General features: G+C 71.4%; 19 protein-coding genes. 8 read left to right on the top strand and 11 right to left on the bottom strand.

Annotation, left to right across the window (positions count from 1 at the left end; genetic code table 11):
* From B0F77_RS20050 to B0F77_RS20035, 4 genes are all read left to right on the top strand, one after another.
* The coding region (locus B0F77_RS20050; protein WP_211293888.1) for a FixH family protein at positions 1-226 on the top strand (226 nt) is incomplete at its 5' end.
* Between the two features lie 55 nt (positions 227-281).
* A complete protein-coding gene (locus B0F77_RS20045; RefSeq protein WP_245848427.1) occupies positions 282-1337 on the top strand; it encodes a hypothetical protein in 1056 nt (351 codons plus the stop codon).
* On the top strand, positions 1330-1845 hold the full coding sequence (locus tag B0F77_RS20040; protein WP_086664447.1) for a hypothetical protein: 516 nt from the start codon (positions 1330-1332) through the stop codon (positions 1843-1845). The genes B0F77_RS20045 and B0F77_RS20040 overlap by 8 nt, the downstream gene beginning before the upstream one ends.
* Before the next feature lie 27 nt (positions 1846-1872).
* A complete protein-coding gene (locus B0F77_RS20035) occupies positions 1873-2739 on the top strand; it encodes an NYN domain-containing protein (protein WP_086664446.1) in 867 nt (288 codons plus the stop codon).
* Positions 2740-2755: 16 nt separating this feature from the next.
* Here the strand turns inward: B0F77_RS20035 and B0F77_RS20030 are convergent, their stop codons facing one another.
* The 11 genes from B0F77_RS20030 to B0F77_RS19980 all read right to left on the bottom strand — a co-directional run bounded on the left by B0F77_RS20030 (position 2756) and on the right by B0F77_RS19980 (position 12797).
* Positions 2756-3835, bottom strand: coding sequence for a sensor histidine kinase (locus B0F77_RS20030; protein ID WP_086664445.1), 1080 nt, complete (start codon positions 3833-3835; stop codon positions 2756-2758).
* The gene (locus tag B0F77_RS20025) at positions 3832-4494 is read right to left on the bottom strand and encodes a response regulator transcription factor (protein WP_086664469.1); all 663 of its coding nucleotides are present in this window, start codon (positions 4492-4494) and stop codon (positions 3832-3834) included. Before B0F77_RS20025 ends, B0F77_RS20030 begins: the two co-directional genes overlap by 4 nt.
* 10 nt (positions 4495-4504) lie before the next feature.
* Positions 4505-5062, bottom strand: coding sequence for a VanZ family protein (locus tag B0F77_RS20020; protein ID WP_086664444.1), 558 nt, complete (start codon positions 5060-5062; stop codon positions 4505-4507).
* Between the two features lie 86 nt (positions 5063-5148).
* Complete coding sequence (locus tag B0F77_RS20015) at positions 5149-5754, bottom strand: TetR/AcrR family transcriptional regulator (RefSeq protein ID WP_086664468.1); 606 nt, start codon at positions 5752-5754, stop codon at positions 5149-5151.
* 15 nt (positions 5755-5769) lie between these two features.
* Positions 5770-6768, bottom strand: coding sequence for a hypothetical protein (locus tag B0F77_RS20010; RefSeq protein WP_086664443.1), 999 nt, complete (start codon positions 6766-6768; stop codon positions 5770-5772).
* Positions 6765-8204: an NAD(P)/FAD-dependent oxidoreductase gene (locus tag B0F77_RS20005; RefSeq protein WP_086664442.1), complete on the bottom strand. Its 1440-nt coding sequence runs from the start codon at positions 8202-8204 to the stop codon at positions 6765-6767. The genes B0F77_RS20010 and B0F77_RS20005 overlap by 4 nt, the downstream gene beginning before the upstream one ends.
* A 293-nt stretch (positions 8205-8497) precedes the next feature.
* Positions 8498-9103: a response regulator transcription factor gene (locus tag B0F77_RS20000; RefSeq protein WP_086664441.1), complete on the bottom strand. Its 606-nt coding sequence runs from the start codon at positions 9101-9103 to the stop codon at positions 8498-8500.
* A 34-nt stretch (positions 9104-9137) separates the two neighbouring features.
* Positions 9138-10223 (bottom strand): sensor histidine kinase, encoded by a 1086-nt coding sequence (locus B0F77_RS19995; RefSeq protein ID WP_245848426.1) that lies wholly within the window; start codon positions 10221-10223, stop codon positions 9138-9140.
* Positions 10224-10233: 10 nt separating this feature from the next.
* Positions 10234-10962: an ABC transporter permease gene (locus B0F77_RS19990; RefSeq protein WP_086664440.1), complete on the bottom strand. Its 729-nt coding sequence runs from the start codon at positions 10960-10962 to the stop codon at positions 10234-10236.
* Positions 10962-11861 (bottom strand): ABC transporter ATP-binding protein, encoded by a 900-nt coding sequence (locus tag B0F77_RS19985; protein ID WP_086664439.1) that lies wholly within the window; start codon positions 11859-11861, stop codon positions 10962-10964. The genes B0F77_RS19990 and B0F77_RS19985 overlap by 1 nt, the downstream gene beginning before the upstream one ends.
* Positions 11862-11939: 78 nt before the next feature.
* Positions 11940-12797, bottom strand: coding sequence for an alpha/beta fold hydrolase (locus tag B0F77_RS19980; RefSeq protein WP_169730954.1), 858 nt, complete (start codon positions 12795-12797; stop codon positions 11940-11942).
* A 53-nt stretch (positions 12798-12850) separates the two neighbouring features.
* Between B0F77_RS19980 and B0F77_RS19975 the strand changes: the two genes are divergently transcribed.
* Genes B0F77_RS19975 through B0F77_RS19960 form a run of 4 tightly spaced genes read left to right on the top strand, consistent with a single transcriptional unit; the run spans position 12851 to position 18422 of the window.
* Positions 12851-15703 (top strand): ATP-binding protein, encoded by a 2853-nt coding sequence (locus B0F77_RS19975; RefSeq protein WP_086664437.1) that lies wholly within the window; start codon positions 12851-12853, stop codon positions 15701-15703.
* Positions 15696-16727 (top strand): ATP-binding protein, encoded by a 1032-nt coding sequence (locus tag B0F77_RS19970; protein WP_211293887.1) that lies wholly within the window; start codon positions 15696-15698, stop codon positions 16725-16727. Before B0F77_RS19975 ends, B0F77_RS19970 begins: the two co-directional genes overlap by 8 nt.
* A complete protein-coding gene (locus tag B0F77_RS19965; RefSeq protein WP_086664436.1) occupies positions 16720-17787 on the top strand; it encodes a hypothetical protein in 1068 nt (355 codons plus the stop codon). The genes B0F77_RS19970 and B0F77_RS19965 overlap by 8 nt, the downstream gene beginning before the upstream one ends.
* Positions 17772-18422: a response regulator transcription factor gene (locus B0F77_RS19960; RefSeq protein ID WP_086664435.1), complete on the top strand. Its 651-nt coding sequence runs from the start codon at positions 17772-17774 to the stop codon at positions 18420-18422. Before B0F77_RS19965 ends, B0F77_RS19960 begins: the two co-directional genes overlap by 16 nt.
* The last annotated feature ends 72 nt before the right edge of the window (positions 18423-18494 follow it).

Genomic DNA, 18494 nt, shown 5'->3' with positions numbered 1-18494 from the left:
GTTCGACCTGCGGGTGACCGACCGGGCGGGCCACCCGGCCCAGGGCGCGGTGACGGTCGAACCGGCGATGCCGCAGATGGGCCACGCGCTCGCCCCGATCACCGCGGGACCGGCGGAACCCGGCCGTTACGAGGTCGGCGACGTCGACCTGCTGATGGCCGGGCAGTGGGAGATCACCGTGTCACTCAACGCGGAACGGGTCGTCATCCCGTTGCTGCTCACCTGAAAGGGGAGGATCAGTGGCAATCAGCGCGACAACGACGATGCCGGCGAGGTTCGTCGTGCCGAGGGGGTTGGTCCCGGCGAGCTTCGTGCTCGGCGGCACCCTGCTCTCGCTCATCGGCCTGACCTGGGACATCCAGTGGCACTCCGACGTCGGGCCGGACACGTTCTTCACGATGCCGCACCTGTTCCTGTACGCGGGCAGCGCGCTCTCCGGCATCGCGAGCCTCGCGGTCGTGCTGATCACGACCGCGAACGCCAAGCGTGACAAGGCGATCGACCCGATCGTCGGCGGCCGCGCGGTCGGCGTCCTCGGCCGCACGTTCGCGGCACCCGTCGGCTACCTGATCTCCGGCACCGGCGCGGCGTTGTTCCTGGTGTACGGCCTGTGGGACCAGTGGTGGCACGGCCTGTACGGCTTCGACGCGGTGATCGAGTCGCCGCCGCACATCGGCCTGCTGCTGTCGATCTCGATCACGATGGTCGGCACGGTCATGATCTTCGCGGTGGCGCGCGACCAGCGCTGGGGAACCTACGGCGTGATCGGGACCTCGGCCGTGCTGCTGGTGTTCAGCATGGTGACCGTGCTCGGCCTGCGCGCGGTGCCCGGCGGCCTCGTCAACCCGGTGTCCGCGGGCACGGCGTTCATCTCGGTGATGATCCTGTTCATGGCGGCCAGTGCGCTCAAGGGGCGGGGCGGCGCTCTTGCCGTCGGTGTCCCGGTGGCGGCGCTGCAGGCGGTGTTCTGGTGGTTCTCACCGTGGGCGGCCAGGGTCTACGCGGACGCCACGGGCCTGCCCCTGCGCGACTACGCCGACGGCATCCCGGGGCTGCCCAACGCGATCCCGATGTGCCTGATCGTCGTCGCGGTGGCGGTGGAACTGCTGCACCGGCTGCCGGTGTGGATCCCCGGCGCTCTCGGCGGCGCGCTCGTCGCGGCCTGCGTGCCCCTGCAACTCGTCCTCGTTCACGGCCTCCCGTTCCACGCCAACAGCAGGTACTTCGCCACCGTCGTGCTCGCGGCCACGTTCGGTGCCGGCGCCGCACTGCTCGGCCGGCGGTTCGGTCAGATGCTGCGCCACCTCGCACCAGCAAAGGAAGATCGCCATGCGTAAGACGTTGCTGGGACTCCTGGGCACCTGCTTCCTGCTGCTCGGCCTCGCCTCCCCGGCGCTCGCGTTCGAGCCGGTGAACGTCGTGCACACCGAGAAGGTGCAGGCGGGGCCTTACAACCTGACCGTCGGCTTCAGCACGTGGCCCGTGAAAGCCATGCAGTCGCTGGACTTCACGTTCGCGCCCGCGGACGGCATCGCGGGCAAGAAGGGCGTCCTGACCATGGTCCCGGCCGGCGGCAGGCCGGACGACACCCCGCTCGCACGTCATCCCCGCAAGCGCGACGTGTGGGGCCTGGACATCCACGCGCTGCCGTCGCCGGGCACGTGGACGTTCCGGTTCGACATCTCCGGCCCGGCGGGGCCCGCTTCCGGTGAGCTGAAGAACCTCCAGGTGATGGAACAGCCTGGGCCGCCGATGGGGCTGTCGTGGGCGATCAGCACCATCCCGTTGTTCGGCCTGATCGGACTCGTCGTGGTCGCGTGGCGCCGGACCCGGGCCGCCGTGTGATCGCTCGTCGGAGGTAGTGTCAATCCGGTGGGAAAGATCGTCCGCATCGGCGTGTTCTACGACGGCACCTGGTTCGCCTATCTGAGCGACTTCTACGCCACCGCGCACCGGCGGGCGGCCCGGATCTCGCTGGACGGCCTGCACGACGCCGTGCGCTGGTACGTCCACACCGAGACGGGGCTGCCGCTCGACTCCTGTGTGGTCGCCGAAGCGCATTACGCCCGCGGCCGCATCGACACGCCGGCCGCCTCCTTCGACGCAGCCCTGACCGCCGCCGGAATCGTCCGTCACGACCTGCCGCTGCACGGCGGCAAGGAGAAGGGTGTCGACGTCCAGCTGGCGCTCGAGGCGTGGGACCGCGCGATGACGGTGCCGCTGCAGTGGGTCGTCCTGCTCACCGGGGACGCCGACTTCACGCCGCTGGTGACGCGGCTCGGCGACCGCGGTGTGCACGTGATCGTGCCGGTCGTGGACGTGCCGGCGGTGGAGGCGCCCGCGTGGACGCCGCGCACGGCGGCGCCGCTGCGGGCGGCCACGCACTTCACGCCCGGGTTCGACTCGTTGTTCGCGCCCGCCGATGCGGCTGACTATCCGTTGCGGCGAGCGTTCGTGCGGTCTTCGGAGGCGGTGGCTTCGCCGGTGGGGGCGCCTCGTGGGCGGCGGCGGGGGACCGTCGCCACCTGGAAGTCCGGGCAGGCGCACGGGTTCATCACCGACACGCGGGGTGGGTCGTGGTTCGTCTCCCGGGATGATCTGCCGGAGGGGCTGACGCTGTTGCTGGCGGGGACGCCGGTGTCGTTCACCGGGTCGCCGGTGCCGATGGAGGGCCGGAAGTACCCGCGGGCGCAGCTGGTGCGCGTCGACGATTCCGGGCGGGCCGGCGTGTCGCACTGAGGTCCGTTGTGGACGGTCAGTTCGGCAGGCGGACCGTGACGATGAGCCCGCCGCCGGGACGGGGCATGAGCCGGAGGGTGCCGCCGTGAGCCCGGACGATGCTGTGCACGATGGCCAGCCCGAGGCCGACGCCGGCGTGCTCGTCGGTGCGGGCGCGCTCGGTTCCGCGCTGGAACGGCTCGGTGAGCGTCGGCAGCAGGTTCGCCGGAAGCGGCGGCCCGGTGTTCTTGACCCGCAGCACGCTCGCGCCCTGCCGTGATTCGGTGTGGACCGTGACCGTGACCGTGCCGCCGGCCGGGAGGTTGTGCACGATGGCGTTCTGGACGAGGTTCGTCACCATCCGCAGGACGAGTGCCGGCGAACCGGGGCAGTGCGTCGTCTCGCCGGTCACGTCGAGCGTGATCCCGCGCTGTTCGGCCAGGGTGAGCAGGGTTTCGGCCGCTTCCTCGGCGATCAGCGACAGGTCGACGAGCTCGCGGGTGAAGGTCCCGCGGTCGCTGCGGCTGAGCAGCAGCAGGGCCTCGGTGAGGTCGATCGCCCGCGCGTTGACGGTGTGCAGGCGTTCGACGAGTTCGCCCGGATCCGCGGTGGGGTCCTTGCGGGCGACGTCGAGGAGGGCCTGCGAGATCGCCAGCGGCGTGCGCAGCTCGTGCGAGGCGTTGGCGGCGAACCGTCGTTGCTCGGCGAAGTGGGATTCGAGCTGTTCGAGCATGGTGTCGAACGCGTCGGCGAGCTCGCGGAACTCGTCGTTGCGGCCTGCCAGCCGGATCCGGTGGGACAGCGAGCCGTTCGCCGCCGTCCGCGCCGCGTCGGTGATCTTCGCGAGGGGTGCGAGCACCCGGCCGGCCAGGAACCAGCCTCCTGCGAGGCCCGCCACGAGCAGGCCGAACAGCGCGATGCCGGCGGCCCGGCCGAAGATGCGCGACAGCAGGTACCGGTTCGGTGCGATGCCGAGCAGGCCCTTCTCGGTGTTGGGCACGTAGCGCAGCAGGTACAGCCACGCCACGGCCAGCAGGACGGCGCCGGTGACGAGGACGAGCCCGGCGTAGCTGAGGGTGAGCTTCAGCCGGACGCTGTGCCCCTGCCGTCTGGTCACGGGGTGTCGATCCGATAGCCGACACCGGGGACCGTGGCGATGAGCCAGGGTTCGCCGAGGCGTTTGCGCAGCGCGGACACGGTGATCCGGACGGCGTTGGTGAACGGGTCGGCGTTCTCGTCCCAGGCCCGTTCCAGCAGCTCCTCGGCGCTGACGACACCACCGGCGGCCCCGACGAGGACTTCGAGCACGGCGAACTGCTTGCGGGTGAGCGCGACGTAGCGCCCGTCGCGGAAGACCTCGCGGCGGAACGGGTCGAGCCGCAGCCCCGCGATCTCGCTGACCGGCGGCCGCACGTGCGCCCGCCGGCGGTCGAGCGCCCGCAGCCGCATGACCAGTTCCCGCAGCTCGAACGGTTTGGTGAGGTAGTCGTCGGCGCCGAGCTCGAACCCCGAGACCTTGTCGTCGATCCGGTCGGCGGCGGTGAGCATGAGGATCGGGATGCCGCTGCCGGAGGCGACGATCCTCCTGGCCACCTCGTCACCGGACGGGCCGGGGATGTCGCGGTCGAGCACCGCCAGGTCGTAGGAGTTGACGCCGAGCAGCTCCAGGGCGGTGTCACCGTCACCCGCGATGTCGGCGGCGATCGCTTCCAGCCGCAACCCGGCCCGGACGGCTTCGGCCAGGTAGGGCTCGTCCTCGACGATCAGCACACGCACACCGAGCACCTTAGACAGGCTGGTATATCGCCGCCGTATCTTCCGCGGCGGCCTGGGCGCGCCACCAGCGGCGTGACGCCAGCGCGGCCAACCCGGCACCGACGGTGTTGAGCAGCACGTCGTCCACAGAGGACACCCGGTCCAGTCGCAGGACGAACTGCAGGATCTCCACCAGGGCCGAACAGCCCGCCGCGAGGAACACGATCCGCTTCAGCGACGCCAGCGCCGGGAACCGCAGCGGGGCGAAACATCCCACCGCCGCGAACACCAGCAGGTTGCCGACGATCCCGAGCACCTTCATGTCGAGCAGGTCCGCGAACGGCACCAGGCTGACCCGGCCGGGCACCTCTCCGGCGAACGCGCCCGGCATCAGGACGATCCACAGCCAGGGCACCGTGCCGTAGACGAGGCCGACGTCGGCCAGCGAGTTCCGCCACGGTGAGATGACACCGGCGCGCCGGCGGTGGAGGGCCAGCGCACACATCACCAGTGCGGCCAACGGCAGCGCGAGCACCGTGAGGACCACCGCGCCGGTTTCCGTCGTCATCCAGTACCAGCCCTTGAACATGCGTCCACCCAAGACGGCCGCCGGTTGCCGGGGCGTATGGGTTTTTCGATATGCCCGCGATACACCCGAGGCCTGTGTCGAAGTGGTTACCCGCGACGGTCCAGCGCGGGGCCTATCCAGCGGCGGACCAGGTCACGCAGCTGGTCGTCGGTGTGCGGTGGCGTCGAGGGGGAACGCAGGAACGACAGGAACAGTCGCATGAGGACCTCGGCGAGCCCGGCGAAGTCGTCGTCGGTGACGACACCGGCGGAACTCCAGTCGACCGGCACGTTGCGCAGGATCCGGGCGCCGAGCGCGAGCCACTCGCGGGACGTGACCGCGCCGGTGAAGAAGTCGCCCTCGCCCGCCTGCAGCAGCAGGCTCAGGTAGCGCTCCTCGGGGACGGCCCGGACGCCGAACACCACGGACTCCACGGCGACCTCGGCCGGGCTGCCGAACGACGTCAGGTGACGTTCCATCCGCACGGCGAACTCCTCGACGCCGGCGATCGCGACGGCGCCCAGGATGTCGGCCAGGCCGGGAAAGTAGCGGTAGACGGTCTGCCGGGTCACCCCGGCCTCGGTCGCGATGTCGGACAGGCTGGTCCTGGCGAGCCCGGCGCGGTCGAGGCACGCCGTCGCCGCCTCGACGATCCGGCGGCGTGCTTCCTGCTCGGTGCCGGGCGGGTTGCCCTGCCATCCGTGGTGCCCCATGAGCACCATCCTTCCTCACGTGGAGGAGGCAGGTGCCACCCGATACAGCCGGAACAGCACGAACCCCGCCCCGGCGAGGCAGGCGAGCGCGTAGATCCCGCTGCTGACCAGCTTGCCGCCGGCGACGAGCCAGAACACCGCCATCACCGCGAGATAGCAGGCCGGGTAGTACCGGACGAACGGCGACAGCTCGTCCGGGCGGGCCTGCGCGACGATCCACACCCCGGCGCCCCAGATCAGGGCGAGCTCGATGCCGAGGATCCAGGCCTGCGCGGTGACGTTCGTCCCGGCCAGGCTCGACGGGATCCCCGCGATCATCATCGTGAACGGCGTCTGCACCCCGGCCGCCAACGCCCGCCACCTGCCCGGAATCCGCACGACCAGGTACGTCATGGCGGCGAGCGAGACGGACGCGAACAGCAGCGCGCTCTTCAACGGCACCGAACCCATCGCGGGCTGGTTGACGATGACGTTGTCCGGGTTCCACGCCCACCACTTCAGCTGTGGTCCGATGTGGTCGAACACCTCGTAGAACACCTGGCACACGAACGCGACGGCCACCGCCCCGACGAGCGCGCCGCGTTGCCGGAAGATCCCGAGCGAGCGCACGATCTCATAGGCGAGCTGGCTGATCATCGGGTAGAACGCCACGATGTAGAGCGGCAGCCGGTCCCACATGAACTGCACGGTGAACCTGTTGTGGGCGAAGATGAACCCGTAGATGTCGTCGAGTCCGAACCACTCCGGGAAGTACAGCGGCGGTTCGATCACGAACAGGTAGACCAGCGACGCCCACCACAGCGCCAGGTTGATCGGGTCGCCCGCGCGCCGTCGTCGAATCGCGTGCACCAAAGCGAAAACGGCGCCCGCGACGACGAGCAGCTCCAGCAGCGGCATCGTCCAGTGCGCGAGATCCCAGGGCGCGCGCACCGACATCACGGGGGAGACGTCGTGACAGTCGAACCCGAGACCGCGGGTGACCGCTTCCGCCTCCGGCCCGCACTCGGTGCTCATCGCGTCGCCGCAGCCGAGTAGTCGGTGGCCGGCGGCTCTGCCCGCGGATCGAAGCCGAACGGAACCCGCTGACGTCCCAACGCGGTCCGGACCTTGTGTCGCAGCAGTCCGGTGATCACGCGCGGGTTGGTCATCATGTCGCGGAGCGACTCGTCGAGGTTGAACACCTTGGCGAAGTGCTCGTCGATCACCGCGTCCTCCCTGGCGGCGCCGACGATGAAGCTGAACGCCGGTCCGGACACCGCCGCGAGCAGCCTGCGCCGCCACTCGGGCGGCTTCTCCGTGCCCTCGGCGCACTCGTAACCCTGGTCCCGCGCCATCGCCAGACCCCACGGCACGCTCAGCAACTTCCGTTGTGCCGAAAGGAACTGCCGGGAGAACTCGCCGTCGACGCTCGTCGCCCGTTCGAGATGTCCGCGCAGTGCCAACGCCGAACTCGCCGCGGAACTGATGCCCTGGGCGTAGAACGGGTTGAAGGCGCAGATCGAGTCGCCGACGAACGCCAGTCGCCGCGGCGGGGTTCGCCACCGGTCGTACCGCCGCCACTTGTTGCCGGTGGATCGCGTGAGATGCACGTCCGAGGTGGGCGTGCATCGTTCCATCGCCTCCGCGAACAACGGCGTCCGCACGCGCCGCGCCGATCCGACGAACGCGTCGGTGGTGCGAGGCATGTCGAGTCCCCACGACCCCATGCAGGCGATCACCCGGTTGCCCTCGATGGGGAAGAAGTTGACCAGGAACTCGTGCTCGGGAGGATGCTCGCCCTTGTGCAGGGTCGGCATCACCACGATGTGCCGCCACCACCACGACTCCGGCGGTTCGGCGGGGAGCTCGTACCAGCGCGAGGTGTAGGTGACCTTGGCGTCGAGCGTCCGCACCTCGGGCTCCGGCCAGCCCGCCGCGACCAGCCAGGCGCCGACTCCGGAGCCCCGCCCCATCGCGTCCACCACGAAGTCCGCGGCGATCTCCTCGTCGTTCGCGTGCACCCCGACGACAGCGCCGTCGCGGCACGTCAGCCCGCTGACCGAAACCCCTTCGCGCACGACGACGTTGCCCAGCGCGCGCACCTGGTCGCGCAACACCCGTTCGATGAGGATCCGGGAGCTGTAGATCATCGTCATCGACGCCCGCTTGCGCGCCGACCACCCCTCCCCGTCGAGGTAGGCAGCGTCCATCGACGGCATCAGGTGCAACCCGCCCGCGCCGATGAGCACGTCCTCGAAACCGGGGAACAACGCCCCGATCGCCCGCCGCCCGGAGTTCAGCAGGAAGTGCGGGTGCTTGCTCTGCGGCACCCCGCGCCGGTGCTCGGCCTCGGCCGGCAACTCGTCGCGTTCCAGCACCACCACTTCGTCGAAGTGCGGGGCGAGCGCCCCCGCCGCGCAGAGACCGGCGGCGCTGCCGCCGAGAACGACCGCGGTCCTGCCGAGCCGCATGCGGACCAACTCCCCGGGCTCAATCATACAAAGTGCCTTCGAATGTATGAATGACCGGGCAGGGGTGTCAATCAGCCGATCGGCAGCGACAGCCAGCCGTTCACTCACACGAACCTCACCAGCCCCACTTTTCGGCACGCGGGGACCCCGCGTACTACAGAAGCGGACAAAAGGGCCCCGCGTGCCGGCTGGCAGGCGGGTGGGGGACTACGGAGCGTGCTGTCGGTGGTGCAGATAGCCCAGCTGGGTGATGCGCGGTTGGGAGCGTCCAGGGTGGGGCGTGTGTGCGGGGCCTACAGCCAGCCGCTGTCCTCGGCGACCTTGACGGCTTCCGCCCGCGTGCGCGCACCGGTTTTGCCGATCGCCGCGCTGAGGTGGTTGCGCACCGTCCCCTCGGACAGGTGCAGGACCTTCGCCAGGTCGGCCACCGTGCCACCGTCCCGCGCGACGGCGAGCACGTCGCGTTCCCGGTCGGTCAGCGGACTGTGCCCCGTCGCGAGCGACTCGGCGGCGAGCGCGGGATCCACCACCCGCAGTCCGGCGTGCACCCGGCGGACGGCGTCGACCAGCTGTTCCGGGGTGGCGTCCTTGACCACGAACCCCGCCGCGCCCGCCTCCATCGCCCGCGCGAGGTAGCCCGGCCGCCCGAACGTCGTGCAGACGATCACCCGGCAGGCCGGCACCGCGCGGCGGAGTTCGGCCGCTGCGGTCAGGCCGTCCTTGCCGGGCATCTGGATGTCGAGCAACGCGACGTCCGGCGTGGTGCGCTGGGCGGCGGCCACGACCTCGTCGCCCGCGCTGACCTCCGCGACCACGTCGATGTCCGGCTCCAGGCCCAGCATCGCGGCGAACGCGCCCCGCACCAACGCCTGGTCGTCGGCCAGCAACACCCTGATCACGCCATCTCCTCGTACGTTTTCGAGCCGCACATTCTCAGGCGACCTCGGCGCGCAGGCGGTAGCCGCCCTCGTCCATCGGCCCCGCCAGCACCGTTCCACGCATCGGGGCCAGCCGCTCGGCCAGCCCCCGCAACCCCGTCCCCGGCTCGCCGACGCCGGTCCCGCGCCCGTTGTCCCGCACCTCCAGCCACGTGTCGCCGAGCCGGACGGAACAGCGGGTCGCGGCCGCGTGCCGGAGCACGTTGGTGATCGCCTCGCGCAGCACGTACCCGAACACCCCCTGGAGTTCGGGTCGCACGTTGTCCACCGCGTGCGGCAGGTCCGCCTCGACCCCGGCCGCGCGCAACGCCGCTCGTGCCCCCACCACCTCGGCCGACAGCGACACCTCGCGGTAGCCCGAGACCGTCGCGCGCACGTCACCGAGCGCCTGCCGGGTGAGGTGCTCGACCTCGCGGATCTCGTCCAGCGCCCGCTCGTGCTCCGCGCTCTCCAGCAGCCGCCTGGCCACGCCGGTCTTCAGCGTGATCGTGGTCAGGCTGTGGCCGAGGATGTCGTGCAGGTCGCGTGCCAGCCGGGTGCGTTCCTCGGTCCGCGCGAACGCCGCGATCTCCTCCTGTGCCGCCGACAGCGCCCGGTTCGCCCGGATCATCCTGCCCACCGCGAGCATGCCCAGCGAGATCGACAGCAACGTGGCGAGCTGGCCGCCGTCGCGCGGCAGGTCCTGCGTCAGGTACATGGTGCCCGCGAGGATCAGCAGCACCGAGCCGTCGATCGCGATCGCGCGCCAGGCCGGCAGCACCACGGCCACGGTGGACATGATGTAGACCAGCAGGCCCGCCGACGACATCCCCAGCCAGAACACGACGACCAGGCCGACCACCGTCAACCCCAGGCACAGCACCGTGTTGACGTTCTCGCTGCCGCTGGACCACAACACGCGCGGCGCGATCATCCAGCCCAGGCCGTAGACCAGAAGCAGCACCACCAGCACGACCCGAGCTGCCACGCCGCGATCGCTGACGATGACGTCGTAGATCACGCTGGGGATGTAGAGCAGGACGAACAGGATGGCGAACCAGTACCACTTGCTCCTGTCCGTTTCCTTCTTCTCGCGGCGCACGACCATCAACCTAGTTCTGCGCGCGGTAACGGCGCACGGCGATCAGCGACAGACCGGCCACCCACAGCGTGATCACGAAGAGCGCCTGCTTGACGTCCACCCCGGAGACGAACGGCGCCTGAGTGAGCTGCTTGACCCAGTACGTCGGCAGCGCCTTCATGATCGTCGCCAGCCAGTCCGGTGCCACGTCCGCCGGAATCCAGATCCCGCCCAGCAGACCGAACAACATCGACGCCAGACCCGTGATCGCCTGCATGCCGTCCGGGCTCGCGATCAGCCCGATCACGATGCCCAGCAGCACGAACGGGATCGCGCCCAGCCACAGCGTCGCCAGCACGCCGAGCCAGTGCGGCGCGTCCATCCGCACGCCCTCGACCGCGCCGATCACGCACACCAGCAGAATTCCCGGCAGCCCCACCAGCATGCCGAGCGCGCCCTTGGTCAGCAGGTACCCCGAGCCGCTCAGCGGGGTCAGCCGCAGTTGCCGCTGCCAGCCGAGGCCGCGCTCGACCGCGATCCGGGCACCGATCGACAGCGGTCCGGCCATCACGCCGAACAACGCCATGTTCATCATCAGCGACGTGGTGACCGGCAGCCCGTTCGGGAACGTCCCCTCGCCGCCGCCGTAGAGGTTCACGAACAGCACGAACATCACCGACGGCACCACCACGGTGAAGATCAGGTACCGGCCGTTGCGAACCGCGCGCCGGAGTTCCAGGGCCAGGAAACGGGTGTTCATCAGCTGTCCTCCCCGGTCAGCGTGAGGAAGGCTTCCTCGAGGCCGAGCGCGGTGATCTCGATGTCGTGGGCGTCGGGGTGACGGGCCAGCAGCGCGCGCACCGCGGCGTCGGAGTCCGTGCAGGTCAACGTGATCTGGTCGCCGCGCCGCTCGGCCGAGCGCACCCCCGGCAGGTCCAGGTCCAGCGCACCGGGCACCACCGCGCGCAGCGTCCGGCCCGACACCGCGGCCCGCACCTGCGCCACCGACCCGTCGGCGACGATCCGCCCGGACCGCATCAGCACCACCCGGTCCGCGTACTCCTCGGCCTCGTCCAGGTAGTGCGTCGCGAACAGCACCGTCCGGCCGGTGTCGGTGTACGCGCGCATCTGCTGCCAGAACGCCCGCCGCGTCTCGACGTCCATCGCGACGGTCGGTTCGTCGAGCACCAGCAGGTCCGGCTCGCACACCAACGCCAGCGCGAACCGGACCCGCTGCTTCTGGCCACCGGACAGCTTCGTGCACCTGCGGTCGGCCAGGTCCGCGATCCCCGCCTGTGCCAACGCCTTCGCCACCGGCATCGGCCCGCGGTGCAACGCCGCGATCAACCCCACGGCCTCGGCCACCGTCGCGTCGTCCAGCAGCGCCCCGCTCTGCAGCATCGCGGAGATCTGCCCCGCCACCACCGCCTCGCGCGGCGTCCTGCCGAACACGCTGATCCGCCCACCGTCCGGAGTGGACAGACCGAGCAACATGTCGACCGTCGTGGACTTGCCGGCGCCGTTGGGGCCGAGCAACGCGACCACCTCGCCGGGCGAGATCACCAGGTCGATCCCGTCGACGGCCCGGACCTCGCCGAACCGCTTCCGCAGGCCGCTGAGCGCCACCGCGGCGCCTGCCCGCACAGCTGTCTCTGTCATGTCCTCAATGCTCGCGAACCGCGCCTGTGCGTGCGGGTCCCAGCTGTCACGACCTCGCCATGACAGATGTCATGGCACTCAGCGGGTCAAAAGGTCGCGAATCGCGTCCGCCACCTGCTCCGGCGCCTCCTCGGCCATGAAGTGTCCACACGAGACCGTGCGGTGGTCGAGATCGGGTGCCCACGCCCGCCACAACGCCTCGGCGTCGAACCCGAGCGCGGCGCCCCAGTCCTGCTGCAGCACCGTGACCGGCATCTTCAGCTTCGTACCGGCCTCGCGGTCGGCGGTGTCGTGCTCGACGTCGATGGTCGCCGAGGCCCGGTAGTCCGCGACGATCGACGTGACGGCCTCACGGCTCGCCCGCAGGTATTCCGCGCGGACGTCGGCGGGGAACTCCGCGGTGCTCCAGACGTCCAGGAAATGGCCGAAGAACGCGTCGGGACGGGCGCTGATCAGCTCCTCGGCCAGTCCGGGCGGCTGCGCCATCAGGAACAGGTGGAACCCGACGGCGGCGGTCGTGCCGCGCATGACGTCCCACATGTCCAGTGTGGGCAGGACGTCGAGCGAGGCGAGGTGCGTGACGTGCTCGGGGTGGTCGAGGCCGGTCCGGAAGGCCACGAGCGCGCCGCGGTCGTGGCCGGCCAGCGCGAACCTGTCGTGGCCGAGCGCCTTCGCGACGGTCACGACGTCCTGCGCCATGGTGCGCTTGGCGTAGGTGAGGCCGGTGTCCGCTGGTTTGTCGCTGTCGCCGTATCCGCGCAGGTCAGGCATGATCACGGTGTGGTCGGCGGCCAGCTCGGCGGCGACGTGCCGCCACATCAGGTGGGTCTGCGGGAAGCCGTGCAGCAGCACGACGGGGCTGCCCGTGCCGGTGGTGGCGACGTTGAGCTCGACGCCGTCGGCGACCTGGACACGCTGGTGTTCGATTCGGTTCACGCCCCCACCCTGCGCGCGCCCGATCAGCAACCAATCAGCGTTAGGGTCAGCGGGTGGTGACGTTCGGGGTGCTCGGCCCGCTGACCGCGGGATCCGCCCGCCTCGGCGGCCCGAAGCAGCGCGCCGTGCTCGCCCGCCTGCTGGTCGCGCGGCGCCGCGTCGTGCCGGTCCGCGTCCTGGTCGCCGACCTGTGGGAGGACCCGCCGGACGGGGCGCTCGGCACCGTGCAGACGTTCGTCGGGGCGCTGCGCAAGGCCCTCGAACCTGACCGTCCACCCAGGACGCCGTCGACGCTGCTGGTCACCGAGGGCGCGGGCTATGCGCTGCGGGCGCAGGACGTGGACGCGTGGCGGTTCGAGGAGATGCTCGGTGGCGACCTGTCCGTGCTGGACAGCGCGCTGGCGTTGTGGCGCGGCCCGGCCTATGCCGAGTTCGCCGACGAGCACTGGGCGCGCGCCGAGATCGACCGGCTGGAGGAACTGCGGCTCGTCGCGCTGGAACGCCGGGCCGAGGCCGCACTGGCTCTTGGACGTGCCGCTGAAGTGGTCGCCGATCTGCGTGCGCACCTGGCCGCACATCCGTGGCGGGAGAAGGCGTGGAGCCTGCTGGCGCTGGCGTTGTACCGCGAAGGGCGACAGGGCGACGCGCTGGAGGCGGTGCGCGCGGCCCGGCACGCACTCGTCGAGAACCTCGGTGTTGATCCAGGCGCGGCGCTTCGCTCGCTGGAGTCGGACATCCTGGCCCAATCGCCCCGATTGCTGCTCTCAGCCGAGTCTTCGCTGGTGGGGCGGTCGGGCGAGCTGGCGGCCCTGGAGAGCGCGGTGCCGGGCGCGGGACTGGGGATCGCCCTGGTGAGCGGCGAGGCGGGGGTGGGCAAGACCGCGCTGGCCGAGGCGTTCTCGGCGGTGCTGGCCGCGCGCGGCTGGACGACGGTCTGGGCGCGCTGCCCGGAGGACGCGCCGGTGGCGTGGCCGTGGCAGCAGGTCGTGGAGGCGTTGGGGGAGAAGCTGGTCGTCGCTGATCGCTTCGGTCTCCGTCGTGCTGTCGTGTCCACTGTGGAGTCCGCGGCGCCGGTGCTGATCGTGCTGGACGACCTGCACCAGGCCGACGACGAGACGCTCGCGGTGCTGGCGGCGTTCACCCGCGAGAAGCTCTCCGGGCGCGTGTTGATCGTCGCCACCACCCGGACCGCTGTGCCGTCGGAAGCGCTGGCGCGGGCCGAACCGGTGCGGGTGGAGCTCGGTGGCCTGGCGGAGGAGTCCGTCGCCGCGCTCGTGAGGTCGATGGTGGGCGGCTCACCGGACGTGCGGGTGATCCACGAACGCAGCGGCGGAAATCCGTTCTACGTCAAGGAACTCGCCCGGTTGTACGCGGCCGGCGGCGACCTCGGCGCGGTGCCGGCGGGCGTGCGGGACGTGATCCGGCACCGGCTGGCCGCGCTGCCCGCCGACGTGCGGACCGTGCTGCACCAGGCGTCCGTGCTGGGCCGTGACGTCGAACTGGACCTGCTCATGGCTCTGGCGGGCGACGTCCTCGACGCGCTGGACGTCGCGCTGGAAGCGGGTTTCCTGGTCGAACCGGCGCCCGGTCGTGCCCGGTTCACCCACGCGCTGGTGCGCGACACGGTGTACGAGGAGATATCCCTGACGAGGCGGGCACGGTGGCACGCGGTCGTCGCGGCGGCACTGGAATCCGCGCGGCCGGACGACGTCGAACTGCTCGCGCACCACTACCTGCTGGCGGGCGCACGCGGCCCCGCAGCCGTCCGGGCGCTCGCCGCGGCAGCCGAGTCGACCCGGTCACCGCGTGCGGCGGCGCGACTGTGGCAGGCGGCGATAGAGGCGTCCGACGGCACCCGGCTCGACCTGCTGACCGGCCTGGTCAGAGCGCTCGCGGTCGGCGGTGATCTGGAGGCTGCCCGAACCCGTCGTTCGGAAGCCCTGCGGGTGGCTCGCGACGCGGACGAGATGGCGGCGGTGATCGGTTCGTTCGACGTGCCGGGCATCTGGACCACGAACGACGACCCAGCGCACTCCGCCGAGCTCGTCGCCGCCGCCGAACGCACCCTGGCGGCGTTCCCCGGCCCCAGCGCCACCCGCGCCCGCCTGCTCGCGACGATCGCGATGGAGCAGCGCGGCACCGGTGACCGCCTGGCCGAGGCGGTGGAAGCCGAGGCGATCGCCCGCGACCTCGACGATCCCGCGCTGCTCGCGTTCGCGCTGAACGCCCGCTTCATGCACACGTTCCACCGCACCGGCCTCGCCCCGGAACGCGCCGCGCTGGGTCGTGAACTGCTCGCGGTGGCCTCCGGCCTGGTCACCCACGAGGTCCTCGGCCACCTGATCCTGGTCCAGGCCCACGCCGCGCTGGCCGAGTTCTCCGTGGCCGACCAGCACGCCGCGGCTGCCGACGACCTGGCCCAACGCCACGACCTGCCGCTGGTCTCCGTGTTCACCGACTGGTACGCGGCACTGAAACTCGCGGCCTCCGGCGAGGTGGCGTCGGCCGACCGCGCGTACCGGGCCGCTGCCGCTCGCGTGCGGGGGACCGGCATGTGGGGCATGGAGCGCGGACTGCTGCCGTTGGCGTTGCTGAGCCTGCACGGTCCGTCCACAGTGGACCTCACCGACGACTGGGGTCCGCACCTGGACTGGGTTCGCCCGCTGGTGTTGCCGGTCGACGAGGCGCTGGCCGCCGCACGGGCGCTGCCGGACGGCCCCGCCGATCTGCTCAGCGAGGTGCGGGCGTGCCTGCTGGCGATGGGGGCGGTGCGCCTGCGGGACCCGGCGCTGCGCTCGCGGGCGCGGGCGCTGCTGTTGCCGGCCGCGGGCGAACTGGCGGGCGCGGGCACCGGCCTGTTCACGTTCGGCCCGGTGGCGCGCTTTCTGGACGAGCTCGATGCCTGACGTGCTGCTGGAGGAGAGGCTCCTCGCTTCCGTGTCCCGGCTCGCGGGCCCGATTCGCGGCGCCGCGGTGGTCCTGATCAGCGTCTTCGGCGCCTGGTCGGTGCACTCACCGCTGGGCTGGGCACTGCTCGCGTTCGTCGTTCTCACCTCGATCGCGGACTTCCGCGTGCCCCGCGTGGCGCTGCCGGTGGCGTTCGTCCGGGTGGTGGTGCTGACCGTGCTGCTGGGTGGTCCTGCGGAACAGTGGACGCTCACCGTCCTCACCACGACCCTGATCACCTGGCAGTGGCAGTGGCCGCTGCGGGTCACCGTGCCGTTGTCCGCGCTGCTCATCGCTCTGCAAGTGGTGGTGGCCGGTCCTGCGGTGCTGATTCGGGCGGTGCTGGAGCCTGCGCTGGCGCGAGTCGCTTACCTGCTGTTGCGACGATCGAGCCACCGCGTCGACGAGTTGCGTTCCCAGGCCGCGTCGCAGCAACGCTCGGCGGCGTTGGCCCTGGAACGCGGTCGCCAGGAGCGTGAGTTTCTGGCTCTGTTGCACGACACCGCCGCTGCGACGTTCCTGATGGCCGCCCACGACGGTGATCCGTCGGCCGTCGCGGTCCAGGCACGGCGTGACCTGGTCGTGTTGGCCGAACGGGACAACGCCCGGGGGGCGGTGGATCTCGCGGCCGCACTCGCGGCGGTGGCGCGGGACCGTGCTGTGACGCTGTCGAGCGAGCCGGCGCCGGTGCCTGCCGCCGTGGCGCTGGCGTTCGTGCGGGCCGTGGGGGAGTTGCTGACGAACGTCGAACGGCACGCGGCGGCTTCCGCGGTGTCGTTGACGGTGGCGCGGGCCGGTCGAGGCGTTGTCGTCGTGGTCGAGGACGACGGCCGTGGGTTCGTGCCCGCCGACGTGCCGTCACATCGGCGTGGGTTGCGCGGGTCGGTGTTCGATCGGCTGCGGGCGGTGGGCGGGGCCGCCGCGATCGACTCGAGTCCGTCGCGCGGCACGACCGCCCGACTGGTCTGGCCCGCCGATGACTGATCACGCCGTCCGCACCACCGCCCGCCAGGTCCTGCTGGTCGTGGTCGTCGCCATCCAGCTCGGCCTCACCCTGCCCGCCCTCGTCACCCACGACCACGGCCCGGCCGCCTGGATGGCGTTCGCCCTGCTGACCTGCGTGCTGGCGCTGGTCAGCGGATCCGTCGCCGCGGGCCGTGCCGAGCTGCCCGCCGCCATCGCGCTGCCCGGTGCCGCGGCGGCGCTCACCTCGTCGGTCCTCGCGACCACCGCCCTGCCCGGCGCGGCGTCGTTCGGCCCCGCGGACTGGGCGTTCGGGCTCGTCGGCTGGTACCTGCTGCTCCTGCTGACCGAGCGCCCCACGATCCTGGCCGCCGCACTCGCCGCGCACATCGCCTTCTCCGTCGCGTGGTTCCTGCACGACGGCAACGGCGACGCGGGCACGGCCGGTGTGGTCATCCTGAGCGGCACGAGTGTGCAGCTCGGCGCGTTGGTGCTCATTCGCGTGCTGGTGCGCGATGCCCGGCTGGCCGCAGAAGCCGCCGCCGAGCACGACGCCGCCCGCACCCGCGAGGAGCTGGCCCGGCAACGGGAACGGGACCTCCGCACCGAGTTCGCCGGACAGCTGGGCGCGGTGCTGCCGTTGCTCGCGGGCCTGGCCGACGAGGTGGTGAGCGCAGGCGACGAGGCCACCCGGCTGAGGTGTTCGGTGGCGGCGGTCCAGCTGCGCAGGTTGTTCGCGGAGAACGACGACGTGCCGGATCCGTTGCTGCACGAGCTGACCGCGTGCGCGGACGTGGCGCAACGGCGGGGTGTGGTCGTGTCCCTCGCGGTGAGCGGCGTGGCGACGCCGGTGCCGACCGAGGTGCGCCGCGAGCTGGTGGCGCCGATGGCCCGCGCGCTCGCCGTGGCGGACGGACGTGCGAAGGTGAGCCTGTTGCGCACGCCGGACGAGGTGCGCGTGGCCGTGGTGACGCAGGCGAGCGGCGCGCTGCCGGAACAGGACGCGCCCGCGCTCGTCGCGGTCGAGACGAGTGTCCACGGTGGACTGGTGAGGAGCGAGGCGAGATGGCGGACGACGTGACGGCGGTCGTGGTCGACGACCATCCCGTGGTGCGCGCCGGAGTGGCGCACTGGCTGTCCACCGCGGAGCCACCGATCACCCTCGTGGCACAGGGCGAGGACCCCGAGGTCGCCTGGACCGGCCCCGGTGCCGACGCTCAGGTGGTCGTGCTCGACCTGCACCTCGGCGGCTCCACCCCAGCCCTGCCCGCGCTGCGCAGGCTCGTCGAGGACGGCCGCGACGTCATCGTGTACTCGATGCGCGCGGACGACGAAACCGCGCTGCAGTGCTTGGAGATCGGCGCGCTCAGCTACCTGACCAAGTCCGAGGGCGCCGACCACCTCGTGCAGGCGGTACGCGCGGCGGCGACCGGCCAGTCGTACACACCGCCGGCGCTCGCGGGCGCACTGGCGGGCGACAGGTCGGAGACGCGGCCCGCACTGTCACCGCGCGAGACCGAGGTCCTGGTCGAGTGGTTCCAGTCGGAGTCCAAGGAGTTCGTGGCACAACGACTGAACATCACGCTCAGCACGGTGAACTCCCACCTCGAACGGATCCGGGTCAAGTACGCCGCGATCGGCAGACAGGCACCCACGAAGGCGGCACTCGTGGCGCGGGCCGTCCAGGACGGCCTGATCGGGCTCGACGACCTCTGACCGTGTGGTGTGAACGACCGATACCGCTCTGATCACCAGCGACCTAGCCTCCTCGGCGACCCAGGTTTCCGC

The organism is Lentzea kentuckyensis (assembly GCF_002150765.1).
GTDB lineage: Bacteria > Actinomycetota > Actinomycetes > Mycobacteriales > Pseudonocardiaceae > Lentzea > Lentzea kentuckyensis.
Note: the sequence above shows the minus strand (reverse complement) of the source record. Positions and strands in the feature narration are given on the sequence as shown.

What these genes read in the sequence shown, in the direction of transcription:
- B0F77_RS20040 (WP_086664447.1), top strand. Translation starts at nt 1,330, where the DNA reads ATGCGTAAGACGTTGCTGGGACTCCTGGGCACCTGCTTCCTGCTGCTC.
- B0F77_RS20020 (WP_086664444.1), bottom strand. Translation starts at nt 5,062, where the DNA reads ATGTTCAAGGGCTGGTACTGGATGACGACGGAAACCGGCGCGGTGGTC.
- B0F77_RS20015 (WP_086664468.1), bottom strand. Translation starts at nt 5,754, where the DNA reads ATGGGGCACCACGGATGGCAGGGCAACCCGCCCGGCACCGAGCAGGAA.
- B0F77_RS20010 (WP_086664443.1), bottom strand. Translation starts at nt 6,768, where the DNA reads ATGAGCACCGAGTGCGGGCCGGAGGCGGAAGCGGTCACCCGCGGTCTC.
- B0F77_RS20005 (WP_086664442.1), bottom strand. Translation starts at nt 8,204, where the DNA reads ATGCGGCTCGGCAGGACCGCGGTCGTTCTCGGCGGCAGCGCCGCCGGT.
- B0F77_RS19990 (WP_086664440.1), bottom strand. Translation starts at nt 10,962, where the DNA reads ATGAACACCCGTTTCCTGGCCCTGGAACTCCGGCGCGCGGTTCGCAAC.
- B0F77_RS19985 (WP_086664439.1), bottom strand. Translation starts at nt 11,861, where the DNA reads ATGACAGAGACAGCTGTGCGGGCAGGCGCCGCGGTGGCGCTCAGCGGC.
- B0F77_RS19970 (WP_211293887.1), top strand. Translation starts at nt 15,696, where the DNA reads ATGCCTGACGTGCTGCTGGAGGAGAGGCTCCTCGCTTCCGTGTCCCGG.
- B0F77_RS19965 (WP_086664436.1), top strand. Translation starts at nt 16,720, where the DNA reads ATGACTGATCACGCCGTCCGCACCACCGCCCGCCAGGTCCTGCTGGTC.
- B0F77_RS19960 (WP_086664435.1), top strand. Translation starts at nt 17,772, where the DNA reads ATGGCGGACGACGTGACGGCGGTCGTGGTCGACGACCATCCCGTGGTG.